Below are 25,777 nucleotides of genomic sequence, written 5' to 3'. Positions count from 1 at the left end.
CCATGCTTCGTATCACCGAATTGAAACTGCCGCTCGATCATGCGCCCGAGGCCCTGCCTGCGGCTATCTGCGAACGCCTGGGCATTACGCCTGATGAACTGGTGTCGTTCGAGATCGCGCGAAGGGCCAATGACGCGCGTAAGAAGTCGGCTATCCTGCTGATCTATTCGGTGGACATGGTGCTGAAGGATGAAGCCGCCGTTCTGGAAAGGCTGGCCGGTGATCCGTCTGTCAGGCCGACGCCGGATACCGAATACCGTTTTATTGGCCACGCGCCGGCGGTTAGCCAAAAGCGCCGCCCGGTGGTGATTGGTGCCGGACCGTGCGGCTTATTCGCGGCGCTGATCCTGGCCCAGATGGGGTTGAAACCCATCATCCTGGAGCGCGGCAAGGTGGTGCGCGAACGCACGAAAGACACCTGGGGGCTGTGGCGCCGGAGCGAACTGAACCCGGAGTCCAATGTCCAGTTCGGTGAAGGCGGGGCGGGGACGTTCTCGGACGGCAAGCTCTACAGCCAGGTCAAGGATCCGCGCCATCTCGGCCGCAAGGTACTGACCGAGTTCGTCAAGGCCGGGGCGCCGCCGGAAATCCTGACTGAGGCCCATCCGCATATCGGCACCTTCCGGCTGGTCTCGATGGTCGAGCACATGCGCCAGACCATTGAAGACCTGGGCGGTGAATATCGCTGGCAGACCCGCGTAACCGATATCGATATCGAGACGGCACCGGACGGCACGCGTCAGGTGCGCGGCTTGCACCTGCATGATGGCGGTTATCTCGAAGCCGATCAGGTGGTGCTGGCGGTCGGTCACAGCGCCCGCGATACCTTCGAGATGCTGTACGATCGCGGCGTCTTTATCGAGGCCAAGCCGTTTTCCATCGGCGTGCGTATCGAGCACCCGCAATCGTGGATCGACATGGCGCGCTTCGGCGATTGCGCCGGCCATCCGGACTTGGGCGCGGCGGCCTATAGCCTGTCGCACCACTGCAAGAACGACCGCACGGTTTACAGCTTCTGCATGTGCCCCGGCGGGCGCGTGGTGGCGGCGGCGTCCGAACCCGGCCGCGTGGTCACCAACGGCATGAGCCAGTATTCCCGCAAGGAATTCAACGCCAATGCTGGCTTTGTCGTCGGTATCGATCCGGAGCGCGACTATCCCGGCCATCCGCTGGCGGGGATTGAATTGCAGCGCAAGCTTGAAGCGCAGGCCTTTATGGCGGGTGGCTCGACCTATCAGGCGCCGGGGCAAAAGGTTGGCGATTTCCTCGCCGGTCGCGCGTCCACCGAATTTGGCGAGGTGCTGCCGTCCTACAAGCCGGGCGTCCACCTGACCAACCTCGATCAGTGCCTGCCGGCGTTCGTTATCGAAGCGATGCGCGAGGCCCTGCCGGTCTTCGGACGGCAGATCAAGCGCTATGACCACCCAGACGCCATGCTGACCGGCGTGGAGACGCGCACCTCGTCGCCCATCCGCATCACGCGTGGTAAGGATCTGCAAAGCCTGAATACGCAAGGGCTTTATCCGGCGGGGGAGGGCGCAGGCTATGCCGGCGGCATCCTGTCGGCCGCTATCGACGGTATCAAGATCGCCGAAGCCGTGGCGCGCGAACTGGTGGAAGTGGCCTGAATATCTGAGTGCTTCAAGGGGCCGGATTAAGGCTGAGCGGCTTTCTGATCAAATGTTTCAGCAGGACGATAGCGAATGCCAACCACAGCACCGGTGGCAGGAAAGCGCCGTAACTGTATATCAACGGCCAGAATTTAGGCATTTCCCAGTCTCCGCACCATAAGAGTTTGACTGAGTCTTCCTTTTGCCACCAAGGCGTCGGCTGACCAGGGTGCGCCCGTGCCCAGGCCCCGTCTTCTCCACCACCAATGTCGGTTTCGATGGAGGGGAATGGCTTAAGCATGATGTAACTTTCACCGAGCGAGCCCTCAAGATAGACCCTTGCCGTCATGAGATAGAACACTGACAGAACGAGGGTGACACAGGGCAGCCACCAGATCAGGCGTTTCTTCATTTTCATCCCCCCCCTAACGGCTGGTCTAAACACGGAAGGTGACCGTGTTATGACATCAGGAGAGTTGAGATACCGGCAGACTGATCACCGCGCGCAGACCGCCTTGCGGACTTGTGTCGAGCGTCAGTTCGCCGCCATGGCTGCGCACGATATCCCGCGCAATAGCTAGGCCCAGGCCCACGCCTTTGATGTTCTGGTTGCGCGACTCATCCAGCCTTGAGAACGGCTTGAAGGCTTCCTCGCGCTTTTCCGGCGCGATGCCGGGGCCGTCGTCATCGATAATCAGAAACAGCTTTTCGCCAGGCGTAACCTCGGCATGGAAACGGACATGCTTGCCGTAATGGAAACCGTTCATCACCAGGTTGGTCAGGGCGCGTTGCACCGCCATTTCGCGGATATTGACGCGCAGATCCTCGGCCAGGCGTTCGGTTTGCAGCCTGTGGCCGGCGCGGGCCACGCTGTCGGTGACGGCATCCATAAGGGCGCGGACCGACACGCTATCGGTATTCTCGGCCATTTCCCCGCGGGCAAAGGCCAGGTATTCGTCGATCATATAGGCCATCTCGGAGACATCCTGTTTCATCCGCGTATTGGCCTCGTCCTGTTCACCCATGGCCAATTCCAGCTTGAGGCGGGTCAGGGGGGTGCGCAGGTCGTGGCTGACCGAGGCCAGCAGGGTGGTGCGTTGCTCGATCTGGCGCTGGATGCGCGCCTTCATCTTGAGGAAGGCTTCGGCGGCGGCGCGCACCTCGGTGGCGCCATAGGGCTTGAAGCCGACATCTTCCTCGCCGCGGCCGAAGCGTTCGGCGGCCTGGCTCAGACGCTCGATGGCGCGCACCTGGTTGCGGATGAACAGCATGGCGATGGTGGTCAGGATGATGGTGGCGCCCAGCATCCAGAAGATGAAAATATAGCCGGTGGTGGCGAAGGCGCGGTCCTTGGGAACGATAAAGCGCAGCACGCCTGCCTTGACTTGCACACGGATATCAACATAGCCGGGATAACGCGTGGTATCGAACCAGTAGACCTCTTCGAGTTGATCGCCCAGCGCCTTGTCTATGGTGCGGTTGAGGGCGATGAAGATCGATTCCCGGCGGTTGAGCGGCAGCTTGTCGCCCTTGCGCAGGCTGATCGACAACTGCATGCTTTTCTCAGCCTGGTCGTTGATCTGCTCGAGATTGGCTTCGGTGGGGTTGGCCTCATAGGCGCGCACGGCCCAGGCGATGTCGCCGGCCAGGCCCTCCGAAAGTTTGGCCGTGACCGTTTCCCAGTGCTTGTCGAAAAACACCCAGGTGATGGCGATCTGCATGATGGCAATCGGCAGGACGATGATCAGCAGGACGCGCGCCATCAGGGTGCGCGGGAAATTGCGCTTCAGGACGGTGGGCCAGAACTTGATCTTCGGCAATTTGCGCTTGGGGGAGGCCAAGGTCTAGTCCGGGGCCAGCATATACCCCTTGCCGCGCACGGTTTGCAGATAGCGGGGGTTCTTGGGATCCTGCTCGATCTTGCGGCGCAGGCGGGTGACCTGGACATCAACGGCGCGGCCGGTGGTGTCGACGCTGTCCTTGGCCAGGTCCATGCGGTCGACCGGCACATTGGCGCGCTCGGCCAGGTATTTCAGCAGTTGCGATTCAGCTTCGGTCAGACGAACCAGCGTGCCGTTCTTGCTCAGTTCCGAGCGCTCCAGGTCGAAGCTGAACGGGCCCATATTGATCGATTTCGGCAGGGCGGGCTTGACGCCGGTGCGGCGCAGGATGGCTTCGATGCGCAGCAGCAGTTCCTGTGGCTCGAACGGTTTGGACAGATAATCGTCGGCGCCGATCGAAAGTCCCATGATGCGGTCATCGGGCAGGCCGCGCGCGGTCAGGATGAGGATCGGCACGTTGGAATTGGCGCGCACCCATTTCGACAGTGAGAAGCCATCTTCGCCGGGCATCATGACATCGAGGATCAGCAGGTCGAAATCGAGCAGTTGCAGCATCCGCTTTGCGGCGTCGGCATGGGCGGCGGCGGTGACGCGGAAACCCTGCCGGCTCAGGAATTCCTTCAACAGGGTACGGATGCGGTCATCGTCATCGACCACCAGCAGGTGACGGGTGGTCGCGTCGTTCTGGGGTGTGGATTGCCCTGCGGCCAGGCTCATATCATCATGTCTTTCTGTTTATCTGTAAGCGGACTTTAAACAGATGCGTCACGTTTAGCTGATCACTATTCGTTGAAGTTTGTAAAGATGGCTATAAGTTGAATCCCTCGGTGGCGCCTATATTTCGGTTTACAAGCCGCTTTTTGTATTGAACAAATCCCTGAATGAGCCCCAGTCCTGAAAATTCCACAAGCCCTGAACAGATATCTATCCGGCAGGGATTGCAAAATGCCGATGTGATGAACGCGGCCCTGGCGCTTTATGATAACCGGCTGGAAGTCGCCGAACCTCTGTTACGCCGTCACCTCAAGCAGGATCCTTTCGATGTGGCGGCCATCCGTATGCTGGCTGAGGTCGCCGCGCGGATCGGTCGTTACCGCGATTCCGAGACGCTGCTGCGCCGTGCGCTGGAACTGGCGCCGGGCTTCGGGGCTGCGCGCGCCAATCTGGCCAGCGTTCTTTACAAGCAGCATCGGGCGCCGGAGGCCATTGCCGAACTGGACCTGCTGATCGATGCAGGCAGCGAAAACCTGGGGCTGAACAATCTCAAGGCGGCGGCGCTCAGCAAGATCGGCGGTTTCGACGAAGCCATCGGCCTCTATCAAAGCGTGCTGGAAAAGGCGCCGAACCAGCCGAAGGTGTGGATGAGCCTGGGACATATGCTCAAGACCGTGGGACGGCAGGACGAGGGTATTGCTGCCTATCGTGAAGCCTTGGCGCTGACGCCAACGCTTGGCGAGGTGTGGTGGAGCCTGGCCAATCTCAAGACAGTGCGTTTTAGCGAAAGCGATATGACCGTCATGGAAGCGGCGCTGGTGCAGCCGGGCCTGCGTGATGAAGACCGTTTTCACCTCGATTTCGCGCTGGGCAAGGCGCGCGAAGACCAGAAGGCATATGAAACCGCCTTTGCCCATTATGCCGCCGGAAATGCCCTGCGTCGTCAGGCCATAGACTATGATGCAGACGAAACCAGCGCTTTTGTCGATCGCAGCCTGGCCCTGTTTACGCCTGAATTCTTTGCCGAACGGGCCGGGCAGGGATGTGACGCGCGCGACCCGATCTTTATCCTGGGGATGCCGCGCGCCGGCTCCACACTGGTTGAGCAAATTCTCTCCAGCCACAGCCAGGTCGAAGGCACATCGGAACTGCCGGATATTCCGGCCCTGGCGCGTGACGGCGGCGATTATCCGGCACGCATCGCCGGGCTATCTGCGGAACGCCTGCGCGCGCTTGGTGAAAGCTATCTGTCGCGGACGCGGGTTCAGCGGCGGACGGAACGGCCACTGTTTATCGATAAGCTGCCGAATAACTGGGCGCATGTGCCCTTTATCCATCTGATCCTGCCGAACGCCATCATCATCGATGCGCGCCGGCATCCGCTCGGCTGTTGTGTCTCGAACTTCAAGCAGCATTTCGCCAAGGGGCAGGCATTTACCTACAGTCTCGATGACATGGGCCGCTACTACGCCGACTATGTCCGGTTGATGCACCATGTCGATACCGTCCTGCCGGGACGTGTCCATCGCGTCCTTTATGAACGCATGGTTGATGACACCGAAACCGAGGTCAGGGCGCTGCTGGCCGCCTGCAGGCTCGAATTTGAAGATGCCTGTCTGCGTTTTCATGAAACCGAACGGGCCGTGCGCACAGCTTCCAGCGAACAGGTGCGCCGGCCAATCTTCCGCGAGGGGACGGAAGGCTGGCAAGGATACGATTCCTGGCTTGCCCCCCTAAAACAGGCGCTCGGACCGGTCTTGAACGCTTATCCGGATGCGCCCGCCGGCTGGTAACCTTAGGTAAGCCTGGCCGTAGCCGTTTTTGAGAGGCTGTAAAATCTTCTTATAAAACAATGCCGCCTGAACATTTGTTTCTGAGGGTGACTTACAAACGTGATAATTGCGACACATTTGTGATCGCAATTTTGCAACGCAATAAATGTCCGTTGACGATATTTCAAGTCAGGCACAGTCTCACTGTCGTAACCGACAACGGGGGCTAACAGAATGAATGCGCGTCGCTTAACCACCACCTTGCTGACGAGCACCATGCTCGCCACCTTTCCCGCTCTTGTCCTGACACAGCAGGTCCAGGCGCAGGAAGCGCCCACGACCGTCGCCACCGGCACGGATGACAAGGGCATCGAAGTCATCGTCACTGCCCAGAAGCGAAGCCAGAAGCTCCAGGACGTGCCTGTTAGCATCCAGGTGCTCGGCACCAAAAAACTCGATCAGCTTAATATTTCAAGCTTCAGCGACTATGCGGCGCAATTGCCCAGCGTATCCTTCCAGAACAGCCCCTATCAAGGCAGCAGCGTCTATTTCCGCGGCGTGGCTTCGGGCGGGGATGGCAACCACTCCGGGCCGCAGCCCAGCGCCGGCGTCTATCTCGATGAACAGGCGGTCACCACGATTGGCGGGCCGCTTGACGTCCATATATATGACATGGCGCGCATTGAATCCCTTGCGGGTCCGCAAGGCACGCTTTATGGCGCCTCATCGGAAGCCGGCACGATCCGCCTGATCACCAACAAGCCTGACCATTCGGGCTTCTATGGACGCTTCGATGCCGACGTCAATCTGGTCAGCAATGGCGGCACGGGTGGCAAGCTTGAGGGGATGCTCAATGTGCCGATCAGTGACCGCGTGGCGGCGCGCTTCGTTGGCTGGACGGATCATCAGGCCGGCTTTATCGACAATGTGCCGGGCACGCGCAGTTTTATCGGCGGCCTGACGGTCAACAACAACGACTTCGTCAAGAAGAATTACAACGACATCGATATCTACGGCGGCCGCGCGGCGCTGAAGATCGATCTTGACGACAACTGGACCGTGGATGCCGGCATCATTGCCCAGGACCAGAGAAGCAATGGCAGTGGCGGTTATGATCCACAGGTCGGAGACCTGGAGGTCCAGCATTTCCTGCCCGAACATGGCCATGACCGTTTTGCCCAGGCATCGCTCACGGTTCAGGGTAAAATCGGCAATTTCGACATCACCTATGCCGGCGCCTATATGGACCGCAAGCTGGATACGGCGGCCGACTATACCGATTACGCCGAAGCCTATGACCAGCTTTATGCCGGTTCCGGCGGTGTGGCCGGCTATTTCTACTTCTCCAATGATGCCGGCGATCCGATCTCCTCGCAGCAATTGATCATAGGGGCGGACCACTTCACCAAGCAAAGCCACGAACTGCGTATCGCGTCGCCTTCGACAGATCGGCTGCGTTTCGTCGCCGGCGTGTTCGAGCAGCGCCAGACTCACTTCATACATCAGGATTACCAGGTGGCGGGTCTGGCGACCGACCTGTCCGTCACCGGCCATCCGGGTACGCTGTGGCTGACCCAGCAAAGCCGGATCGACCGTGATGCCGCCATCTTCGGGGAAATCAGCTTCGATATCACCCCGACCCTGACGGTTACGGCCGGCGGGCGTTCCTTCACTTATGACAACAGCCTGATCGGCTTCTTCGGCTTTGGTGAAAGCCCCGGCTATGACGCCGGCACGGAACCGGCCAATGGCGCCGGCGCCAGTTCGGGCGAACGCCGCTGCCTGACAACCGCTACGCTCGGCGCCATCAATCCCAAGGATCCGCCAGGCACCAAGCTTCCGGCATCGGTGGCGGGCAGCCCCTGTACTGATCTGGGCGTTCAGAATGCCGACGGCAGCATTTCACCCAAGCGCGCCGAAGGCAGCGGCTTCTCGCCGAAGCTGAACCTCTCCTGGAAGGCCACACCTGATCTGATGGTTTACGGCACCTGGTCCAAGGGCTTCCGTCCGGGCGGTATCAATCGCCGGGGGTCTGTCGGCGATTATGCACCGGATTACCTGACCAATATCGAACTGGGCTGGAAGGCCAGCCTGCTCGACAGGAAAATGCATTTCAACGGCGCCATTTACGACCAGAAATGGGAAAGCTTCCAGTTCGCTTTTCTGGGACCGAACAGCTTTACCGAAATTCACAATGGCCCTGATGCCACCATCAAGGGGATAGAGGCGGATATAAGCTGGACGCCGACGGATCATCTCATCATTTCGGCCAATGGCGCCTATACGGATGCCACCACGCAGAACAATCTCTGCGCCTTTGACGGTGATACGACGCCTGACTGTTCGGGCATTGTCACGACCTATGAGACCCACTACGACAATCCGACTCAGACGCCCGAACTGGTCGGCACCGACAATCAGGACTTTATCTCGGCGCCGAAGGGCACACGCCTGCCGATCACGCCGAAATTCAAGTTCGCCGGTTCGGTGCGCTATCACTGGGAAATGGGCAAGTATGCACCGTACTGGCAGGTCGCCGTTACCAGCCAGAGCAAGGCTTCGTCCGACCTGCGGACCAACGTGATAGAAACCGGCACCGGTGACCATGTCAATCCGGCGGCGCTGACCGGCGAGCTCAAAGGCTTCACCAATATCGATCTGGCCCTGGGCACCCAATGGGATACCTGGACGGCGGAATTCTATATCCGCAACCTGACCGACGAACGCGATCAGCTTTCGCGTTATCAGGAATGCGGCTCCTGTTACCAACGGCCCTATATTGTCACCAATACGCCGCGCACGATTGGATTGAGGCTGGGATCCAAGTTCTAGTTTTTATAGATGGCAAAAAGAGCGGGCGTCAAAAGCGTCCGCTTTTTTTGTTTCCATTGTCACAAAACCTGTAAGATCAGATTGTATTCGAGAGCTTTATCCTTCTGAAGGAAGAACGCCTTGCCCTTTCATTACGGTCTGGAAAACCTGCAAAGCCTGGCAGGCATTGTGGTCATCATTCTGTTATGCTGGGGGCTGTCGGAGAACCGCCGTAAATTCCCGATCCGCCTGACGATCGGCGCCATCGCCATTCAGGTGGTGCTGATCCTGGCGCTGTTCGCTGTTCCGCAGTCTCATGTTCTGCTGGGTGGCGTCGCCAATGGCATGAGCGCCTTGTCTGATGCCACCGATCAGGGGATGCAGTTCGTCTTCGGCTATATGGGCGGCGGTGATCAGCCCTATCCGGTGACCAATTCCGGGGCGCTGTTCGTCTTCGCTCTCAAGGTCTTGCCGCTGATCCTGGTCATTTCCGCCCTGTCAGCGCTGCTGTGGCATATTGGTTTGCTCAAAATCATCATTCGCGGCCTGGGCTATATCTTTGAAAAGACGATCGGCCTGGGCGGCGCCACCTCGCTGGGGGTGGCGTCGGGGATTTTCGTCGGCAATGTCGAGAGCATGATCATCATCAAGGGCTATCTCGACAAGCTGACCCGCTCGGAACTGTTCGTTCTGGTGGTCATCGGCATGGCCAATGTCTCCGGCTCGACCATGGTGGCCTATGTGCTGATCCTGCAAAATGTCCTTCCCGATGCGGCGGGCCATATTCTGGCGGCGGCCGTAGTCTCGGCGCCGGCGGGTGTCCTGCTGGCGCGGATTATCGTGCCGGACCTGATCAACCACAAGGTCGAGAAACTCGATTACGGCAGCGAACTGAAATACGACTCCGCCATCGATGCCGTTTCCAAGGGAACGGTGGACGGCATGACGGTGGCCATGAATATCGCCGCCATTCTTGTGGTCATGGTGGCCTTGGCGGCATTGGCCAATGCGATCCTGACGGTCATTCCGCCGATCGATGGCCAGCCTGTGACGGTCGAACGCATACTGGGCCTGATCTTCACGCCCCTGGCCTGGCTGATCGGCGTGCCGTGGAATGAGGCGGCCAAGGGCGGGGAAATTCTTGGCATCAAGATGGTGCTGACCGAATTTGTCGCCTTCCTGAAGCTCGCGGCCATACCGCTGGCAGACATGACTCCGCGCACACGCATCCTCCTGACCTACGCCACCTGCGGCTTTGCCAATATCGGTTCGGTAGGCATCACGGTAGCCGGTTTCGGTGCGCTGATGCCGGATCGCCGTCAGGAAATCATCAGCCTGATCTGGAAGGGGCTGGCCGCGGCTTTCCTGGCCACCTGCCTGTCAGCCGCCATTGTCGGCGCCTTGCCGAACGCGGTGTATGGGCTGTAAGTTTAGCTGAGGTGTTAGTGTATATGTCGAGCCGCTTTAAGGGAATCCACAGATTACACAGATTACGCAGATTAGCCGCTGCGCGGCTTTCAGGAAGGCCCGTGGATAGACTTCGACGTCAAGGCTCTGAAATCTGCGTAATCTGTGCAATCTGTGGATAAACCTTACGACAGATAACACGAACTCAGGCCAACTCAGGCATCTCCGGAAGGCTTGGCGGCCAGGCGCGACATGATGCCGGAATAGCTCAGCAGGATACGATCGCCGCAGGTCAGTTGTCCGCGGCCGAAAATGACCGACTTGCCGACGCGGGTTATTTCACCCGTCGCCACGATGATATCGCCTTCACGACCGGGGCTCAGGAACTGCGAGTCGAGTTGCAGGGTGACCGCGCCGCCATCGGCCAGGTGGGGCAGGGCGAAGACGAACAGCGAAGTATCAGCCAGGGTCAGCAAACAGCCGCCATGCACCGTGCCGCCGCCATTGAGATGTCGCTTTTCCGCCTTGAAAGCCACTTTGACGTTGGCGGGATCGTCCGACTGGTAGTAATAGGGCCCGACCAGGCCATTGAAGGTGTCGCTTTCGGGCGCCCGCAGCCAGCCGGCAAATTCGCCTTCGGTTATTTTTTCGTACTGACTGGCGTCGGCGCTCATTATTTTACTCCGGAGAATGACTCATGTCCCAACTGGTCGAAGAGACCCTGTTCGATCTTTTATCGCAGGTGCGAACAGGTGACTCCATTAGCCCCAATGAGGTGGCCAAGGCAATAGATGCCGTCAACTGGCGGCGTGAATTGCCGAAGGTGCGTGCGGTGATCATCGGCCTGGCGCGTCAGGGCCGGCTGGACGTTTTGCGCAAGGGTAAGCCGATCGAACCTGAAGGTTTCAAAGGTGTTTATCGGGTGCGGCTAGCTCAGAACGAAACACAGTCTGTATAAAAGTGAACAGTGCTGTACGGTTTTTTCGCCTTCACTATTGCCATTTTATCAATATGCGGCATGTATGATCGGGCATTTACGCGCGATCAGAACGAAAAGACCGCCATCCATACCTATGTCCAGGGCGACCTCCAAACCGATCAAGGCTGAGTTTACCATCACGGCGCCCGCCAAGGGTGGCGACAGTGTGGCTGTGCTCAATCTGAGCGGCCAGTGGATCATTACGCGCCTTGAAGGCATAGTCGCGCGTATGCAGTCGGCGCTCAAAAAATATGATCGGGTGCATGTTACAACCGACGGCCTGGAGGCGCTGGACAGTGCCGGGGCTTTTGCCCTGCATTACGCCCTGACCGACAAGCTTGACGGCGAGATATTCTCTGACAACGAAAACTACGCCCGGCTCTATGCCCTGGTAGGGGCAAATCGTCCGACCATGGATACCTACAACCGGGAAAACCCGGAGGTCAGAAAGTTCTGGCTGCACCCGATCTATTACGGTCTGGTCCATCTCGGTCAGTTAATGTCGGGTTTCTGGCGCGGCTTCATCGCCCAGTCGGTATTCATGGGTCATGTCATGACCCTGATCATGCTGTCGATCGCCAGACCGTCGCGCGTGCGTTGGGCGCCGTTGTTCAACATCATGCAGCGCGCCGGGCTTGAGGCCCTGCCGATCGTGGCGGTTACCAATCTGTTTGTCGGCGCCGTGCTGGCCTTCCTGATGGTGCTGTCGCTGAAAGCCTATGGCGGGGCGGTCTTTTCCATCGATTTCGTTTCCATAGGTGTCATGCGTGAATTTGCGCCGGTGATCGCCGCCGTGCTGATCGCCGGGCGCTCGGCCTCTGGCTTTGCCGCCGAGATCGGGTCCATGAAAATGAACCAGGAAATCGACGCCATGCGGGTCATGGGCATTGACCCCTACGAAGCCCTGGTTCTGCCGCGCGTCGTGGCGCTCGTTATCATGACTCCGCTGGTGACCTTTATCGGCGCCCTGGCCGGTATGCTGGGCGGGTCTCTCGCCATCTGGGGCTCGCTGGGTCTCGGTCCGCAATATTTCGTCCAGCGCCTTTATGATTATGTGCCGACCGTCAACCTGTTCGTCGGCATGATCCGCACGCCGGTTTTCGCCGTCACCATCGCCGTGGTTGGCTGCCGTCTCGGCATGTCGGTGAAGGATGATGTGATCAGCCTGGGCCGCCAGGTGACCAAGGCCGTGGTGCAATCCATCTTCCTGATCTTCATGATCGATGCCATTTTTGCCATGCTTTTCAACGGGTTTACATTCTGATGAAAAGACAGGTCGTTCCCCCGCTGAAAGAAGAATGCGAAGACCCGATCGTTATCACGGGCCTGAACAACAGCTTTGGCAGTAATGTCGTCCATGAAAACCTCGACCTGACCGTAAAACGCGGCGAGATTCTGGGCATTGTCGGTGGCTCCGGCTCCGGCAAGACGGTGTTGCTGCGGTCAATCCTCGGCCTGCAAAAGCCGACCTCCGGCGACATTCATCTGTTTGGTCATCGCCTCTATGAAGGCAGTGACGAAAAGACCCGCCAGATCCAGGCCAAGACCGGTGTGCTGTTCCAGAGCGGCGCGCTGTTTTCAACGCTCACCGTGGCGGAAAATATCATGGCGCCGATGATGGAGTTTACCCGCCTGAGCCGGCGTGAGGCGCGCGCCGTAGCGCTGTTGAAAATGTCCATGGCGGGGCTGCCGCTGACTGCCGCCGACCTGGCGCCTTCCGAGCTTTCCGGCGGCATGATCAAGCGCACAGCCCTGGCGCGGGCGCTCGCGCTCGATGCCCAGCTACTGTTTCTCGATGAACCGACCGCGGGCCTGGACCCGATCGGGGCGGCCGCCTTCGATACGCTGATCCGCGAACTGGCGGGCAGTCTCGACCTGACGGTCTTTATGATTACGCACGATCTTGATAGTCTCTACGCCATCTGTGACGAAATCGCCGTGCTGGCGGATCGGCATGTGGTGGAGAAGGGGCCTGTCTCGCAACTGGAAAAATCTTCGCATCCGTGGATACACCAATATTTCCACGGCCCACGCGGACGGGTGAAGAAGTAGGAACACGATATGGAACGTCAAGCCCATTATGCTCTGGTCGGTCTCGCCACATTTGCCCTCGCACTTGTGCTGACCGTCTTTGCCTTCTGGTTCATCCAGTTCGACTTCAACAAGAGCTTCGGGACGTATGAGGTCGAGTTCAATACGCCGGTCGACGGCCTGACAAAGGGGGCGGAAGTCCACTTCAACGGCATCAAGGTCGGCGAAGTGACTGGCCTGCGCCTGGGCAATGCCAATACCCACCAGGTCATTGCCACGGTGCAACTCGATGAGGGTACGCCGGTGCGCGTCGATTCCGTCGCCTCATTGGAGCCACAGGGCATTACCGGCCTGTTTTATATGCAGATTTCGCCGGGTTCGGCCAATGCGCCGCTGCTGAAACACAAGCCCGGCGCGCCGCCGCCGCTGATCCACAGCCAGGAAAGCGCGCTCTCAAAGCTGCTGTCTGGCTCCGGTTCGGTGATTGAAAATACCTATGAGAGCCTGAACCGCGTCAACCGCCTGCTGTCGGACCAGAATATCAAGACCTTCTCGGACAGCCTGAACAATCTGGAAGCCATCACCGCCGAACTGAAGGGCCGCGAGCAGATGATCGATGACGCCCATGCGGCCATCGTTAGTGCCGGCGAGGCGGCCGATGCCGTGACGCGCCTGGCCAATTCGACCAATGGCGTGGCTTCGGACAAGCTGCCGCAGACGCTCGACCAGATTAACGCCGCCACCAAAAAGCTGGCCGATGCCGCCGATCATGTGGCGACCCTGGCGGACGCCATGAAGGCGCCGGCTGATCAGTTGAATTCGACCACCCTGCCGGAATTGCAGGAAAGCCTGCGCAATCTCAATGACGCCTCGGAATCGGTGAAAGATCTCGTCGATTCCGTGCAGGCCAGCCCTCAGGGACTGATCAACAAGCCCGTCGCCAAGGAAAGAAAGGTGAGCCAATGAGTGCGCTTATGAAGACCGTGAAGGTCGCTGCCCTTGCGAGCGCCGCCCTGGCCTTGAGCGGCTGCGTGACCCTGCTGCCCAAGACCAAGCCGGCCCAGCTTTACCGCTTCGGCTATACGCCGGAACTGGTGGAACAGAAGGCCGAGGCCGCGGGCACCGCCGGGCGTGCGGTCGGCATGGCGCCTACGGGCATTGTGTTCGGAACAGTCACCTTCCCGCAGGACAGCGCCGGTGACCGCATCGTCACGGTAGAGGGCAGTGAGGTCGCCTATGTGGCCGAAGCGCGCTGGACCTCGGCGGCCTCCGGCCTGTTCAAGGACGCGATCTCGACCGGTTTCGCCCGTGGTAGCCAGACGGTAACGCTGGAGCCGCGTGGCCCGACGGCGGCGAATTTCCGTCTGGATATCAGCGTGCGCAAGTTCGAGACGGATTATAAACGCAATCGTCCGACGGTATCGGTGGCGCTCGATGCCCGGCTGATCCGCCTGTCGGACCGTGTGGTTGTCGGGCAGAAGTTCATCAGCGCCGATATTCCCGTTCGCAAGAGTGATATGTCTCTGATGGCGGACGGCTATAACCAGGCCACCACGCAGGTGGTGACCAGTCTGATCGATTTCAGCGAGGACGCGCTGGCCAACTATGCCCAGACAGCGACGCCGCAGGAGATGGCGAAACCGTCGGCGACGCAGAAGGTTGAGGGGCTGTAGGAAGTCAGATACCCCACCACCACGCCCATGAAGAATGGGCGCGGTCCCCCTCCCCAATGAGTTGGGGAGGTATAAGCTCCGTATCTTGTACCTCCCCGGCTATGCCGGGGAGGGGGACCGCACGAACCGCGAAGCGGTGAGATGTGGTGGTGGGGTTTCTCGCTTAAATCGCCACTTCATAAGCGGCTTCAGTCTTTTCGGCGATCTCTTCCAGCGTCACGTCCGGCGCCAGTTCGATCAGCTTCAGGCCCGAGCCATCCGGCTTGACCTCGAACACGCCGAGATTGGTGATGATCAGATTGACTACGCGGGTGCCGGTCAATGGCAGGGTACAGGCCTTCAGCACCTTCGACTCGCCGTGCTTGTTGGCATGGTCCATGACCACGACCACGCGCTTGACGCCGGCCACCAGGTCCATCGCCCCGCCCATGCCCTTGACCAGCTTGCCGGGGATCATCCAGTTGGCGATGTCTCCGTTTTCGGCCACTTCCATGGCGCCCAGGATGGTCAGGTTGATATGGCCGCCGCGGATCATGGCGAAGCTATCCGATGACGAGAAGTAAGAGGTCTCGTCCAGTTCGGTGATGGTCTGCTTACCGGCATTGATCAGATCGGCGTCGATCTCGTCCTCATAGGGGAACGGGCCCATGCCCAACATACCGTTTTCCGATTGCAGGGTAACCGTCATGCCTTCGGGGATATGGTTGGCCACCAGGGTCGGGATGCCGATACCGAGATTGACGTAGAAGCCGTCCTGCAATTCCCTGGCGGCGCGCTTGGCGAGATCATCTCTGTTCCAGGGCATTACACAGCCTCCCTTACGCGCACGGTGCGCTGTTCTATGCGCTTTTCAAATGTGCCCTGCACGATGCGATCGACATAGATGCCGGGCGTGTGGATGTTGTCCGGATCGAGCGCACCGACCGGCACGATTTCCTCGACCTCGGCGATGCACACCTTGCCGGCCGTTGCCATCATCGGGTTGAAGTTGCGCGCGGTCTTGCGGAAGATCAGGTTGCCACGGGCGTCGCCCTTCCACGCTTTGATGATGGAGAGGTCGGCGACCAAGCCGGTTTCCAGCACATAGTCACGGTCACCGAAGCGCTTGATCTCCTTGCCATCGGCCACAATGGTGCCGACGCCGGTAGCGGTGTAGAAGCCGGGGATGCCCGCCCCGCCAGCACGGATGCGCTCGGCCAGGGTGCCTTGCGGATTGAACTCCAGTTCCAGTTCGCCGGCCAGATACTGCCGCTCGAATTCCTTGTTCTCGCCGACATAGGAACTGATCATCTTTTTGATCTGGCGCGTTTCGAGCAACTGGCCAAGACCGAAGCCATCGACGCCGGCATTGTTGGAGATGACGGTGATCCCCTTGACGCTGGAATCACGCAGGGCCGCGATCAGGTTTTCAGGGATGCCGCACAGGCCGAAACCGCCGGACATGACGGTCATGCCGTCGAAGGTAAAGCCTTCAAGCGCACTTTTGGCGTCGGGGAAAACTTTGGGGGAACTGGACATCGAATCCTCTTTGGTGAGGTGTGTTTGTGCCGTGACCTAAGCGCAAATGCCAGCAAATGTCACTTCAAATTGTGCGCTGCCAGATGGTTACTTTTGCAAGTAAGGTTTCAGTGAAACCTCCGGATCGGCGATAGCGTCATCAAGCGCTACCCCCTTGGCGATTAGCAGCTTGGCAGCCATGAAGTCGGCAGGCTTGCTGATGCATTCGGCGGTCATCAGGCGGTTTTGGCCGTCCAGATGGAAGACGCTGAAGGCACCCCCGGCTGGATCGCCACGAACAATGGTGCGACAATCGGGACGTAAAAGCCCGGCGATCTGGAGCTTGAATTCGTACTGATCCGACCAGAACCAGGGCGTTTCCACCATCGGTGCCTTGTAGCCGGTAATGGCGGCGGCGGCCTGTTTCGCCTGTTCGAGCGCATTGGGCACGCTTTCCAGACGGAAGCGGCCCTCATAGACGGGCAGGGTGCGCGAGGTCACATCGCCGATGGCAAAGATGTGTTCATCGCTGGCGCGGGCCTCGGCATCAACCACAATGCCATTTGCGCATTCGAGCCCTGCCGCCTGCGCCAGATCGTCATTTGCCAGGGCGCCGATGCCGACCAGCAGCAGATCGAATTCATGCGTGCGGCCATCGGCAAGATGGACCACTTTTTTATCGCCCTGGCCGAGTGAAAGCTCGGTAATCGCCGCTTCGGTAAAGATGCCGACGCCGCGCCCCATGTGCATTTCGGTGAAGAAATTCGACAGGGCAGGAGAGGCGACGCGCGCCAGGATACGGCTTTCGCGCTCGAAGACCGTCACTTCGCAGCCGAGATGACGCGCCGAAGCGGCGACTTCCAGCCCGACATAGCCGGCGCCGATCAGGCCGATGCGGTGCCCTGGATGGAGCGCATTTTTGAGCGCTTCGGCGTCATCGAGCGTGCGCAGGAGGTGGTGCGGCACGCGATCGGCGCCGGGGGCGGGGAAAGGGCGCGCCTTGGAGCCGGTGGCGAGGATCAGATGGTCATAGGGCAGGGTGATGCCGCCCAGCAAGGTAACGGTCTTACCGATGCGGTCGATCGAAACCGCCTGCGTGTTGACGTGGGCATCGATGTTCTGGTCGGTGTAGAAGGTGTCGCCACGCAGATAGAGGTCATCGAGTGAGGCTTCGCCTTTCAGCCACGCCTTTGAAAGTGGCGGGCGCTGATAAGGCAGGTAAGGTTCGGCGCCGATTAGGGTGATATGTCCTGTGTAGCCATACTGGCGCAGGAAACCCGCCGCCGATCCACCGGCATGTCCGGCCCCTATGATGACAATTCCAGACATATGATCTCTCAGGAGAAAGTAAGAAACCCCACCACCATTCGCTTCGCTCATGGTCCCCCTCCCCACCAGAGGTGGGGAGGTACAATTTTGCTTTACTTGTACCTCCCCGGCTATGCCGGGGAGGGGGACCGCGCCCGGAGGGCGTGGTGGTTGGGTATCTTACTTAAATTACACGCCTTCCGGCACCGGGAAGAGGTTTTGCAGGCAGAACGCCTTGATCGTGTTATTGAGCAGACAGGCGATGGTCATGGGGCCGACGCCCTTCGGCACCGGCGTGATAGCCAGAGCGCGATCCTTGGCGCCGTCGAAATCGACATCGCCGACCAGCTTGCCTTTACCGTCTATCTCAATGCGGTTGATGCCGACATCGATCAAATAGGCGCCGTCCTTGACCCAGTCACCAGCAATGAACTTCGGGCGGCCGACGGCAGCCACCAGGATATCGGCGCCGCGGCAGACCTCGGCCAGGTTCTTCGTCTTCGAATGCGCAATGGTGACGGTGCAATCCTGATTGAGCAGCAATTGCGCCATCGGCTTGCCGACGATGTTGGAGCGGCCAACGATGACGGCATTTTTGCCGGCCAGAGTATCGCCATGGGCGGCAGCGGCGTCTTTCAGCAGCATCAGAGAACCCAGCGGCGTGCAAGGCACGATACCATCGAGGCCGACGGCCAGCTTGCCGGCATTGGAGACGTGGAAGCCATCAACATCCTTATCCGGATTGATGGCGTCGATCACCTTCAGCGACGACATCTGCTTTGGCAGCGGCAACTGCACCAGTATGCCATTGACCACGGGATCGCGGTTCAGGTCGTCGATCAGCTTCAGCAGCTCGTCTTCGGAGGTGGTGTCGGGCAGGCGGATGGTGCGCGATTCCATGCCGATCGCCTGGGTCATCTCGCCCTTCGACTTGACATAGACCTGGCTGGCCGGGTCTTCGCCGACGATAACGACAACGAGACAGGGCGTCAGGCCGTGGGCGTTTTTCAGATTGGCGACGTGGGCGGCCAGGCGGTCGCGCAGGGCCTTGGCGTAACCGGCGCCGTCGATGATATTGCCACGCGGGGCGGTGATCTGGTGGAAAGCGGTCATGGGCGCACCTGTGAACTAGAGGGCCGCCACAAGCGCCTCGATCAGCGGGCGCAGGGTCTGACTCAACGGGGCGGCGATGCCTGCGTCATACAGGTGCGGCGTCTTGGAGTCTAGGTAAGTATCCTGAACAATTTCAATCTGGAGGGCCTGAATCTCTTCCGCCAAGGCCCCGTAATGGCGCGTGGTGTAGCCGCCCTTGAAGCGACCATCGAGCACATGGCTGTAGGTGTCTGTTTTTACTCGCCAATCCTGTAATGCCTTGAGCGTACCGCCGCGCAGGGTCTGGCCGCTGTTGGTGCCGAAATTGAGGTCGGGCAGGCGGCCCTCAAACAGGCTGGGGATCACGCCGCGAATCGAATGGGCGTCGATCAGCAGCGCCTTGCCATGGCGCGCCACGGCGGCATCGAGCGCGGCCTTGAGCTGGTCATGATAGGGCTGCCAGTAGGTCTCGCGCCGGAATTCGATCTCGGCGGCGCACGGGTTATGGGCCTCCGGATAGATCGGGTTCTGGTCGAAATCGCTGACCGGGCACAGGCCGGTCTCGAACTGGCCGGGATAGAGGTTGGCGCCGGCGGGATCGCGGTTGAGATCGACGACATAGCGCGAATGGGTGGCGAAAAGCGTCGTGGCGCCCAGTTCACGGGCGAAATCAAACAGCCTGTGAACATGGAAATCCGTCTCACGCACCGCCCGTCCGGTGTCGTTCAGCTTGGCGGCGATATCGGGGGGGATATGGGTGCCGACATGCGGCGCGGCGATGACGAGCGGCGAGGTGCCTTCATGGAAAGCGAAGACGGGGTGGTTCGTTGTCTGAGGGGCGGCTGGCATGGTTTCAGTTGAACCTATGCCAGCCGGGGCTGTCAAGAGCGGGGGAAAGGCTGGACCAGCGACATTGCCCTGACCCGGCCATTAAATCAGATGATGCGGCCTAGACGATGCGGCCCTGGCGAATGACTTCCCGATACCACAGCGCGCTGAGCTTGGGGGTGCGCACTTGAGTGGCGAAATCGACATAGTGGATGCCGAAGCGCTTGCCATAGCCATCGGCCCATTCAAAATTGTCCATCAGGCTCCACAGGAAATAGCCCTTGAGCGGATAGCCCTCAGCGACCAGGCGACGGAAATTGCCGAAATAGTTGCGCAGGTACATGACCCGGTCGACATCGTCGATATGGCCGTTGATGACCGGATCGTCGGCAGAGGCGCCATTTTCGGAAATATAGAGCGTCTTCGGGCCCCACAGTTCGCTGACCATGCGCGGTCCCCAGTAGGCGACTTCGGGGCCGACCACCAGCCAGGGCGAGGCCATGCGCGGTGATGAAGCGATATGCGGGATGGTGACGTAGCCCGCGGGGCCATCATCGGCGCGCACCCATTCGGGCGTGTAGATATTGAGCGCCACGAAATCGAGCGGGCTGGAGATGGCGGCCATATCGCCGGCCTGGACCTTCGGTGCGGCGGCGCCCTGTTCGGTCAGGTATTCGTCGATATAGCGGCCTTCCATGATGGCGGTCAGGAACATGGCGTTCTTCTCGCGTGTCGCCTTCTTGGCGGCGGCGATATGTTCCGGTGTTTCCATAACCGGGCAGTAGAAGACAGTGTTGTCGGCCAGTCCCACCTGGGTGCCTGGTTTCGCCTGGGCGCGGATGGCCTGCACGCCGAGGCCATGCGCCAGCGTCCCGTGGTGGCGCACCTGATTGACGCCGGCGGCGTCCAGTTTCAGGCCTGGCGCATGGATGCCGACCTGGTGGCCGAGGTCGGTAAAACAGCGCAGTTCGTTGACCGTCATGAAATTGTGTACGCGGTCCGAAAGCTTGCCCGCCATGAAACCGGCATAGTCGGCGAAAGCCAAGGCTGTGTCGCGGTTCTGCCAGCCGCCCGGCAGGGCCTGCGGCAAATCCCAGTGGAAGAGGGTGACGTAGGGCTCGATCCCGGCCGCGAGCAGCGTATCTACCACACGATTATAGTAGTCGATGCCTTTTTGATTGGGCTTGCCGCGGCCTTCCGGGAAGATGCGCGACCAGGCGAGTGACATGCGGTAGGTGCCGACGCCGAGGTTCTTCATCAACTGAATATCATCGGCATAGCGATGATAGCTGTCGCAGGCCACATCTCCATTGTCGCCATTGGCGACCTTGCCGGGCGTGTGGCTGAACACGTCCCAGTTGGTCTGGCCGCGGCCGTCTTCATGCACGGCGCCTTCGATCTGATAGGCAGCGGTGGCGACGCCCCAGCGGAAATCTTTCGGGAAGCTCAGGTCAATGGGGGCGGCTTTCGCGGAGCCGATCAGCCCCGCGCCCGCCAAGCCCGTAGCAAGCCCGTATCCCAGTTGACGCCTGTTGATATTGGTCATGGTATCCTCTCAAATTTTATTTTTATGGTCCGGCCACTCTCCGATGTTTCAGAGATATCCGCAAGTGCCGGATATAGCCGCGCAGAGAGGCGTGACGCAGGACAGGAAGAGCTTGCCATATCCGGGCGGCTTCCTAGATAGTAGCCCTTGCAGATTCTGAGGGCGTGGCATGGACATACATCTTTTACTCAACGTGTTCGTCTTCCTGCTGGCGGGCTGTGTGGTCGTGCCGCTGGCGCAGCGTTTCCGGCTCGGATCGGTGCTCGGTTATCTGATCGCCGGCATCATCATTGGCCCCTTCGCCCTCGGCCTGATCGGCGAGGCGGAAAAGGTCATGCACTTCGCCGAATTCGGCGTCATCATGATGATGTTCCTGATCGGCATGGAACTGGAACCGGCCATTCTCTGGCGGTTACGCAAACAGATTGTCGGTCTGGGCGGGCTTCAGGTTGTCGTGACTGCCCTGGCCCTGATGGTGACCGGCGTGCTGCTGGGCCATTCATGGCAGGCGTCGCTCGCTGTCGGCATGGCGCTTTCGCTTTCCTCCACAGCTCTTGTCATGCAGATGCTGCGGGAAAAGAACCTGACCCATACGCAGGTGGGGGAAACCTCCTTCGCCATCCTGCTGTTCCAGGATATCGCTGTCATCCCGATCCTGATCATCATCCCCCTGCTGGCATCAAGCCTGCATCTCAGTGTTCTGCCATCGGCCGGCGAGCACAGTACCAGCCTGATCGCCCACTGGCCGGCCTGGCTGCAGCCGGTCGCGGTGGTGGCAGTCATCGCGGGTGTCATCTTTAGCGGTAAATATCTGTCGCGCTATATCTTCGGCGCTATTGCCCGTGCCAACCTGCGCGAGGTCTTTACCGCCGCGTCTCTGGCCCTGGTCATCGGCGTCACCATCCTGATGGAACTGGTCGGCGTTTCCCCGGCACTGGGGGCCTTTATTGCCGGGGTGGTTCTGGCCAATTCGGAATACCGCCGAACCATCGAGACCGATATCGAGCCCTTCAAGGGGTTGCTGCTCGGCCTGTTCTTCATCAGTGTCGGCATGGGCATGGATTTCACCGTCCTGATGGCGCATCCGGTCGGGCTGATCGCCGCCGTAATCTGTGTCATGGTGGTGAAGGGGCTTCTGCTGTTCGGACTGGGGCGGCTGTTCCGGCTGGATACGGCCCCGGCCCTGGGGCTGGCCTTCGGTCTCTGCCAGGGCGGGGAGTTCGCCTTTGTCCTGCTTCAGATGATCGGCGGGTTGAAACTGATCAATCCCGAAATCCAGAAGTTCCTGGTCCTGCTGGTGGCGCTGTCGATTGCCCTGACGCCGATCCTGGTCGCCATCTATGGCCGGTTCATCCAGCCGATGTTCATGAGTACACTGCCGGCGCATTATGATGAAATCGACGAGCATAATGGTGTGATCATTGCCGGCTTCGGCCGCTTCGGCCAGATTGTCGGCCGTTTCATGGTCAGCCAGGGCGTCGAGATTACCGTTCTGGAGAAGAGTCCGGAACAGGTGGAATTGCTCCGCAAGTTCGGCTCGAAAGCCTATTTCGGCGATGCCACGCGGCTGGACCTGCTGCGGTCGGCCGGCGCCGAGGAGGCACGTCTGCTGGTGGTGGCGGTCGATGACGCCGACAGCGCGGTGGAAATCGTCAAGCTGGCCAGACAGAACTTTCCGCATCTCAAGGTTTTCGCCAGGGCGCGCAATCGCCGTCATGCCTTCGATCTCGATCGGGCCGGCGCCGATTATTATCACCGCGAACTGCTGGATTCATCGCTCACCATGGCACGCGACGCCATGATCGCTCTGGGTTATCCCAAGGCCGATATAGAACGCCGGGCGAAGAAGTTCCGCAATCACGACATCGAAACGCTCAGGCGGTCCTTCGCCTTTTTCGAGAGCGAGCCGGACATGATCAACTTCGCCCGGCTGTCACGCGAGGAACTGGAAGGTATCCTGCGCGAGGATCAGCAGGACGCCTAGAGACTGTTGCAAATGCGTGATGCTGGGCTGCAACGGGCTGCCTTCTGCGCTTCCGGTGCTCACGTACATGAGTACGCTGTGCTCCGGTACTCGAAATCAGCCCGCTTCGCCTCAGCCTGACGCATTTTCAATCAGCCTTTAAGCAGAGGCGATGGCAGCCAGCCGGTTTTCCAACTCAGTGGGGTTGAAAGGCTTGGCAACATATTCGTCCATGCCGGCATCGAGGCACCGTTCGCGGTCGCCGGAAAGTGCATGGGCCGTGACGCCGATTATCGGCAGATGCGGGCGCCGTTCCTGACGCTCGAAATCGCGGATGGCCATGGTGGCCTCTATGCCGTCCATGTCGTGCATCTGCACGTCCATCAGGCAGGCGATATAGCGATTGCGCCGTGCCAGGGTGACGGCCTCGACGCCATTGTCGGCGACATCATAATCGTAGCCGAATTTTTCGAGATAGGTGGCGACCACCAGCGCATTGGGAGCGTAATCATCGACCAGCAGAACCTTGGGTCTGGTGTCGTCTGGTGGTGGCGCGTGCGGCAGTTCCGGTTCCGGCCGAGACATGTCGGCTGGGATATAGCCATGGCTTTCCAGCAACCGGTTGACCTGGTCCATCAGTGCGCCGGTCGAGGTCTGCAGCGCCCTAATGAATTCCCTTTGCCTGTCCGTCAGGGGCTCGCTTTTGGCCAGCAGGTCGCAAAGTCCCAGCACGGCATTCATCGGCGACCGGATATCGTGGGCAAGGCCAGGATCAATGGTGGTATCTTGCAGCGGTTGTCTGTCAGACATCATCCGAACCTTGTGCGAGTCGATATAACAAGGGTGCGTCAGGGCGGATAAGGGATCAATGAGGATAAAGCCCTGCATTGTCGGTGACTTGTCAACAGGAGTGGCCCTGCCTATTGTCTTTGGAACAGGGAGAATATGGATGTACAAAACGGCAATAATGGCGCTGGCATTCTCAGTATTGGCGGCTTTTTCGGCGCAGGCCGGCAATCCGATCGTGCCGGGCTGGTATGCCGATCCGGAAATCCGTATTTTCGATCACCAATACTGGATTTACCCAACGTTTTCGGCCGAGACCACGCCTGTCGCGCCCGCCGATCTGAGCGATGTACAGAAAAAACTGCGGACCAATCCGAATGTCTGGGCGCCTTTCCTCAAACAGACCTTCATGGACGCCTTTTCCTCGGGTGATCTGGTTCACTGGCAGAAGCACGCCCGTGTGCTGGACGTGAAGGATGTCAGTTGGGCGGCCTATGCGCTGTGGGCGCCTTCGGCGATTGAAAAGGACGGCAGGTATTATCTCTTCTTCGGCGCCAATGACGTCCATGCCGGTGAACTGGGCGGCATCGGCGTGGCGGTTTCTGATCGTCCGGAAGGACCATTCCGGGATGCGCTGGGCCACCCGCTGATCGGCGATATCCATAATGGCGCCCAGCCGATCGATCAAATGGTCTTCCGCGACGATGACGGCCAGTACTACATGTATTACGGCGGCTGGAAGCATTGCAATGTGGTGAAGCTGGCGCCTGACCTGAAAGGCATCGTGCCGTTTCCCGATGGCGAGACCTACAAGGAAATCACGCCCGATCCGGACTATGTCGAGGGTTCGTTCATGATCAAGCGCAAGGGCGTCTATTACCTGATGTGGTCGGAAGGCGAGTGGACCGGACCGGATTACAGCGTGGCCTATGCGATGAGCGATACGCCGTTTGGTCCTTTCAAAAGCGAAGGCAAGATTCTCCAGCAGGATATGCGGATCGCGCGCGGCGCCGGGCATCATTCGGTGGTCAACATTCCCGGCACCGACGACTGGTATATCGTCTATCACCGCCGGCCTCTGGGAGAGACCGACGGCAATCACCGCGAACTGGCCATTGACCGGATGGTTTTCGAGTCCGATGGCCATATCCGGCCGGTGGTGATGACCAATGAAGGCGTATCACCGCGGGCCCTGCCTTAATCCGGCTTGTGGCGTTACCCGCCTGTTAACCGTCTGTCTTAAAAAGGCGGCAATGTCGCTATGATATATGGTGGTTCAGTAACAGGAGTATCCCATGCGCACCGCCATCGCCGAAGACCTGCCGGAGGTCTCTCCCGCCATTGCCGCCCTCAGCGGCTTCATCATGGTCTGCCTGGTCCTGCTGGTTCTGGAGATCGGTCTGATGATGCGCAGCCATGCGGATAATGCTATCCATCCCATGAAACCACATACAATCTGGCGCAGCCTGACCCTGTAATGTCGTGCCGGATCAGCCTGGCAATTCGCTGAGGTCTCCCCAGAAGCCGACAAGTTGCTGCAGGGCGGCGGCGTATTCACGCATATCGAACGGCTTGACCACATAATTGTTGGCGTGACGCTCATAGCAGTCCCGGATATCGGCCGGTGACTGGGATGAGGTGAACATGACGACGGGAATGGCTTTCAGGGCGGCTTCGGCCTTGACGCGGCTGAGGAACTGCTTGCCGTCCATGCGTGGCATATTGATATCGAGCAGGATGAGTTGTGTCGGCGACTTGCCATCCGTCTGAACTTGGCCCTGCAGAAATTCCAGCGCCTGATCGCCGTTGTGGGCAATAGACAGATGACAGGCGGGACTGACGTTTTTCAGGGCGCGGCGGGTCATCTCGATATCGCCCTCATTGTCTTCGACCAGGAGAATTTCGAGTGTGTCGCGCAT

Annotated in this window: 24 protein-coding genes; 12 read left to right on the top strand and 12 right to left on the bottom strand. The window is 59.6% G+C overall.

Annotated elements, in window-relative coordinates; all coding sequences use genetic code 11:
- The first annotated feature begins 2 nt into the window (after window positions 1-2).
- Window positions 3-1,628, top strand: a complete 1,626-nt coding sequence (locus tag BLO49_RS03540; protein WP_090644241.1) for an NAD(P)/FAD-dependent oxidoreductase — start codon at window positions 3-5, stop codon at window positions 1,626-1,628.
- Window positions 1,629-1,641: 13 nt separating this feature from the next.
- Here the strand turns inward: BLO49_RS03540 and BLO49_RS03535 are convergent, their stop codons facing one another.
- From BLO49_RS03535 to BLO49_RS03525, 3 genes are all read right to left on the bottom strand, one after another.
- On the bottom strand, window positions 1,642-2,022 hold the full coding sequence (locus BLO49_RS03535; RefSeq protein ID WP_139159610.1) for a hypothetical protein: 381 nt from the start codon (window positions 2,020-2,022) through the stop codon (window positions 1,642-1,644).
- A gap of 55 nt (window positions 2,023-2,077) precedes the next feature.
- Window positions 2,078-3,373: an ATP-binding protein gene (locus BLO49_RS03530; protein ID WP_170828235.1), complete on the bottom strand. Its 1,296-nt coding sequence runs from the start codon at window positions 3,371-3,373 to the stop codon at window positions 2,078-2,080.
- Between the two features lie 81 nt (window positions 3,374-3,454).
- Window positions 3,455-4,168 carry a response regulator gene (locus BLO49_RS03525; protein ID WP_090644234.1) on the bottom strand — a complete coding sequence of 238 codons (714 nt, stop codon included), beginning with the start codon at window positions 4,166-4,168 and terminating at the stop codon, window positions 3,455-3,457.
- Window positions 4,169-4,332: 164 nt separating this feature from the next.
- On the opposite strand from BLO49_RS03525, the gene BLO49_RS03520 reads away from it, so the two are divergent.
- The 3 genes from BLO49_RS03520 to BLO49_RS03510 all read left to right on the top strand — a co-directional run bounded on the left by BLO49_RS03520 (window position 4,333) and on the right by BLO49_RS03510 (window position 10,176).
- Window positions 4,333-5,958, top strand: coding sequence for a tetratricopeptide repeat-containing sulfotransferase family protein (locus tag BLO49_RS03520; protein ID WP_170828188.1), 1,626 nt, complete (start codon window positions 4,333-4,335; stop codon window positions 5,956-5,958).
- 213 nt (window positions 5,959-6,171) lie between these two features.
- Window positions 6,172-8,769, top strand: coding sequence for a TonB-dependent receptor (locus tag BLO49_RS03515; protein ID WP_090644232.1), 2,598 nt, complete (start codon window positions 6,172-6,174; stop codon window positions 8,767-8,769).
- A gap of 120 nt (window positions 8,770-8,889) precedes the next feature.
- Window positions 8,890-10,176, top strand: coding sequence for a NupC/NupG family nucleoside CNT transporter (locus tag BLO49_RS03510; RefSeq protein ID WP_090644229.1), 1,287 nt, complete (start codon window positions 8,890-8,892; stop codon window positions 10,174-10,176).
- A gap of 194 nt (window positions 10,177-10,370) precedes the next feature.
- Here BLO49_RS03510 and BLO49_RS03505 read toward each other — a convergent pair whose 3' ends face one another.
- The gene (locus BLO49_RS03505; RefSeq protein WP_090644228.1) at window positions 10,371-10,829 is read right to left on the bottom strand and encodes a PaaI family thioesterase; all 459 of its coding nucleotides are present in this window, start codon (window positions 10,827-10,829) and stop codon (window positions 10,371-10,373) included.
- 23 nt (window positions 10,830-10,852) lie between these two features.
- On the opposite strand from BLO49_RS03505, the gene BLO49_RS03500 reads away from it, so the two are divergent.
- The 5 genes from BLO49_RS03500 to BLO49_RS03480 all read left to right on the top strand — a co-directional run bounded on the left by BLO49_RS03500 (window position 10,853) and on the right by BLO49_RS03480 (window position 14,838).
- Window positions 10,853-11,113 carry a DUF3253 domain-containing protein gene (locus tag BLO49_RS03500; protein WP_090644225.1) on the top strand — a complete coding sequence of 87 codons (261 nt, stop codon included), beginning with the start codon at window positions 10,853-10,855 and terminating at the stop codon, window positions 11,111-11,113.
- A gap of 115 nt (window positions 11,114-11,228) precedes the next feature.
- Window positions 11,229-12,398 carry an MlaE family ABC transporter permease gene (locus tag BLO49_RS03495; RefSeq protein ID WP_090644223.1) on the top strand — a complete coding sequence of 390 codons (1,170 nt, stop codon included), beginning with the start codon at window positions 11,229-11,231 and terminating at the stop codon, window positions 12,396-12,398.
- Window positions 12,398-13,186: an ABC transporter ATP-binding protein gene (locus BLO49_RS03490; protein WP_090644220.1), complete on the top strand. Its 789-nt coding sequence runs from the start codon at window positions 12,398-12,400 to the stop codon at window positions 13,184-13,186. The genes BLO49_RS03495 and BLO49_RS03490 overlap by 1 nt, the downstream gene beginning before the upstream one ends.
- 9 nt (window positions 13,187-13,195) lie before the next feature.
- Window positions 13,196-14,131, top strand: coding sequence for an MlaD family protein (locus BLO49_RS03485; protein WP_090644218.1), 936 nt, complete (start codon window positions 13,196-13,198; stop codon window positions 14,129-14,131).
- Window positions 14,128-14,838 (top strand): ABC-type transport auxiliary lipoprotein family protein, encoded by a 711-nt coding sequence (locus BLO49_RS03480; protein ID WP_090644215.1) that lies wholly within the window; start codon window positions 14,128-14,130, stop codon window positions 14,836-14,838. Before BLO49_RS03485 ends, BLO49_RS03480 begins: the two co-directional genes overlap by 4 nt.
- Before the next feature lie 163 nt (window positions 14,839-15,001).
- Here the strand turns inward: BLO49_RS03480 and BLO49_RS03475 are convergent, their stop codons facing one another.
- The 6 genes from BLO49_RS03475 to BLO49_RS03450 form a co-directional block, all read right to left on the bottom strand.
- On the bottom strand, window positions 15,002-15,643 hold the full coding sequence (locus BLO49_RS03475; protein ID WP_090644212.1) for a 3-oxoacid CoA-transferase subunit B: 642 nt from the start codon (window positions 15,641-15,643) through the stop codon (window positions 15,002-15,004).
- A complete protein-coding gene (locus BLO49_RS03470; RefSeq protein WP_090644210.1) occupies window positions 15,643-16,356 on the bottom strand; it encodes a CoA transferase subunit A in 714 nt (237 codons plus the stop codon). Before BLO49_RS03470 ends, BLO49_RS03475 begins: the two co-directional genes overlap by 1 nt.
- Window positions 16,357-16,443: 87 nt before the next feature.
- Window positions 16,444-17,664 carry an NAD(P)/FAD-dependent oxidoreductase gene (locus BLO49_RS03465; RefSeq protein WP_090644207.1) on the bottom strand — a complete coding sequence of 407 codons (1,221 nt, stop codon included), beginning with the start codon at window positions 17,662-17,664 and terminating at the stop codon, window positions 16,444-16,446.
- 168 nt (window positions 17,665-17,832) lie between these two features.
- The gene (locus BLO49_RS03460) at window positions 17,833-18,756 is read right to left on the bottom strand and encodes a bifunctional 5,10-methylenetetrahydrofolate dehydrogenase/5,10-methenyltetrahydrofolate cyclohydrolase (protein ID WP_090644204.1); all 924 of its coding nucleotides are present in this window, start codon (window positions 18,754-18,756) and stop codon (window positions 17,833-17,835) included.
- Window positions 18,757-18,771: 15 nt separating this feature from the next.
- A complete protein-coding gene (hutG, locus tag BLO49_RS03455) occupies window positions 18,772-19,584 on the bottom strand; it encodes an N-formylglutamate deformylase (protein ID WP_090644202.1) in 813 nt (270 codons plus the stop codon).
- Between the two features lie 100 nt (window positions 19,585-19,684).
- Entirely contained in the window at window positions 19,685-21,109 is a 1,425-nt protein-coding gene (locus BLO49_RS03450) for a GH1 family beta-glucosidase (RefSeq protein WP_090644199.1), read from the bottom strand.
- Between the two features lie 169 nt (window positions 21,110-21,278).
- Between BLO49_RS03450 and BLO49_RS03445 the strand changes: the two genes are divergently transcribed.
- On the top strand, window positions 21,279-23,093 hold the full coding sequence (locus BLO49_RS03445; protein WP_090644196.1) for a monovalent cation:proton antiporter-2 (CPA2) family protein: 1,815 nt from the start codon (window positions 21,279-21,281) through the stop codon (window positions 23,091-23,093).
- A 138-nt stretch (window positions 23,094-23,231) separates the two neighbouring features.
- Here the strand turns inward: BLO49_RS03445 and BLO49_RS03440 are convergent, their stop codons facing one another.
- Window positions 23,232-23,882, bottom strand: a complete 651-nt coding sequence (locus tag BLO49_RS03440; RefSeq protein WP_170828187.1) for a response regulator — start codon at window positions 23,880-23,882, stop codon at window positions 23,232-23,234.
- Window positions 23,883-24,021: 139 nt separating this feature from the next.
- Here BLO49_RS03440 and BLO49_RS03435 point away from each other — a divergent pair, with 139 nt between their 5' ends.
- Window positions 24,022-25,059 (top strand): glycoside hydrolase family 43 protein, encoded by a 1,038-nt coding sequence (locus tag BLO49_RS03435; RefSeq protein ID WP_090644189.1) that lies wholly within the window; start codon window positions 24,022-24,024, stop codon window positions 25,057-25,059.
- A gap of 94 nt (window positions 25,060-25,153) precedes the next feature.
- On the top strand, window positions 25,154-25,336 hold the full coding sequence (locus tag BLO49_RS03430) for a hypothetical protein (protein ID WP_090644187.1): 183 nt from the start codon (window positions 25,154-25,156) through the stop codon (window positions 25,334-25,336).
- Window positions 25,337-25,348: 12 nt separating this feature from the next.
- On the opposite strand, the gene BLO49_RS03425 is transcribed toward BLO49_RS03430, so the two are convergent.
- Window positions 25,349-25,777 carry a response regulator gene (locus BLO49_RS03425; protein WP_090644184.1) on the bottom strand — a complete coding sequence of 143 codons (429 nt, stop codon included), beginning with the start codon at window positions 25,775-25,777 and terminating at the stop codon, window positions 25,349-25,351.

The sequence above is a fragment of the Asticcacaulis taihuensis genome, from assembly GCF_900100255.1.
Lineage (GTDB): Bacteria > Pseudomonadota > Alphaproteobacteria > Caulobacterales > Caulobacteraceae > Asticcacaulis > Asticcacaulis taihuensis.
This window is presented reverse-complemented; position numbering and strand designations above follow the sequence as displayed.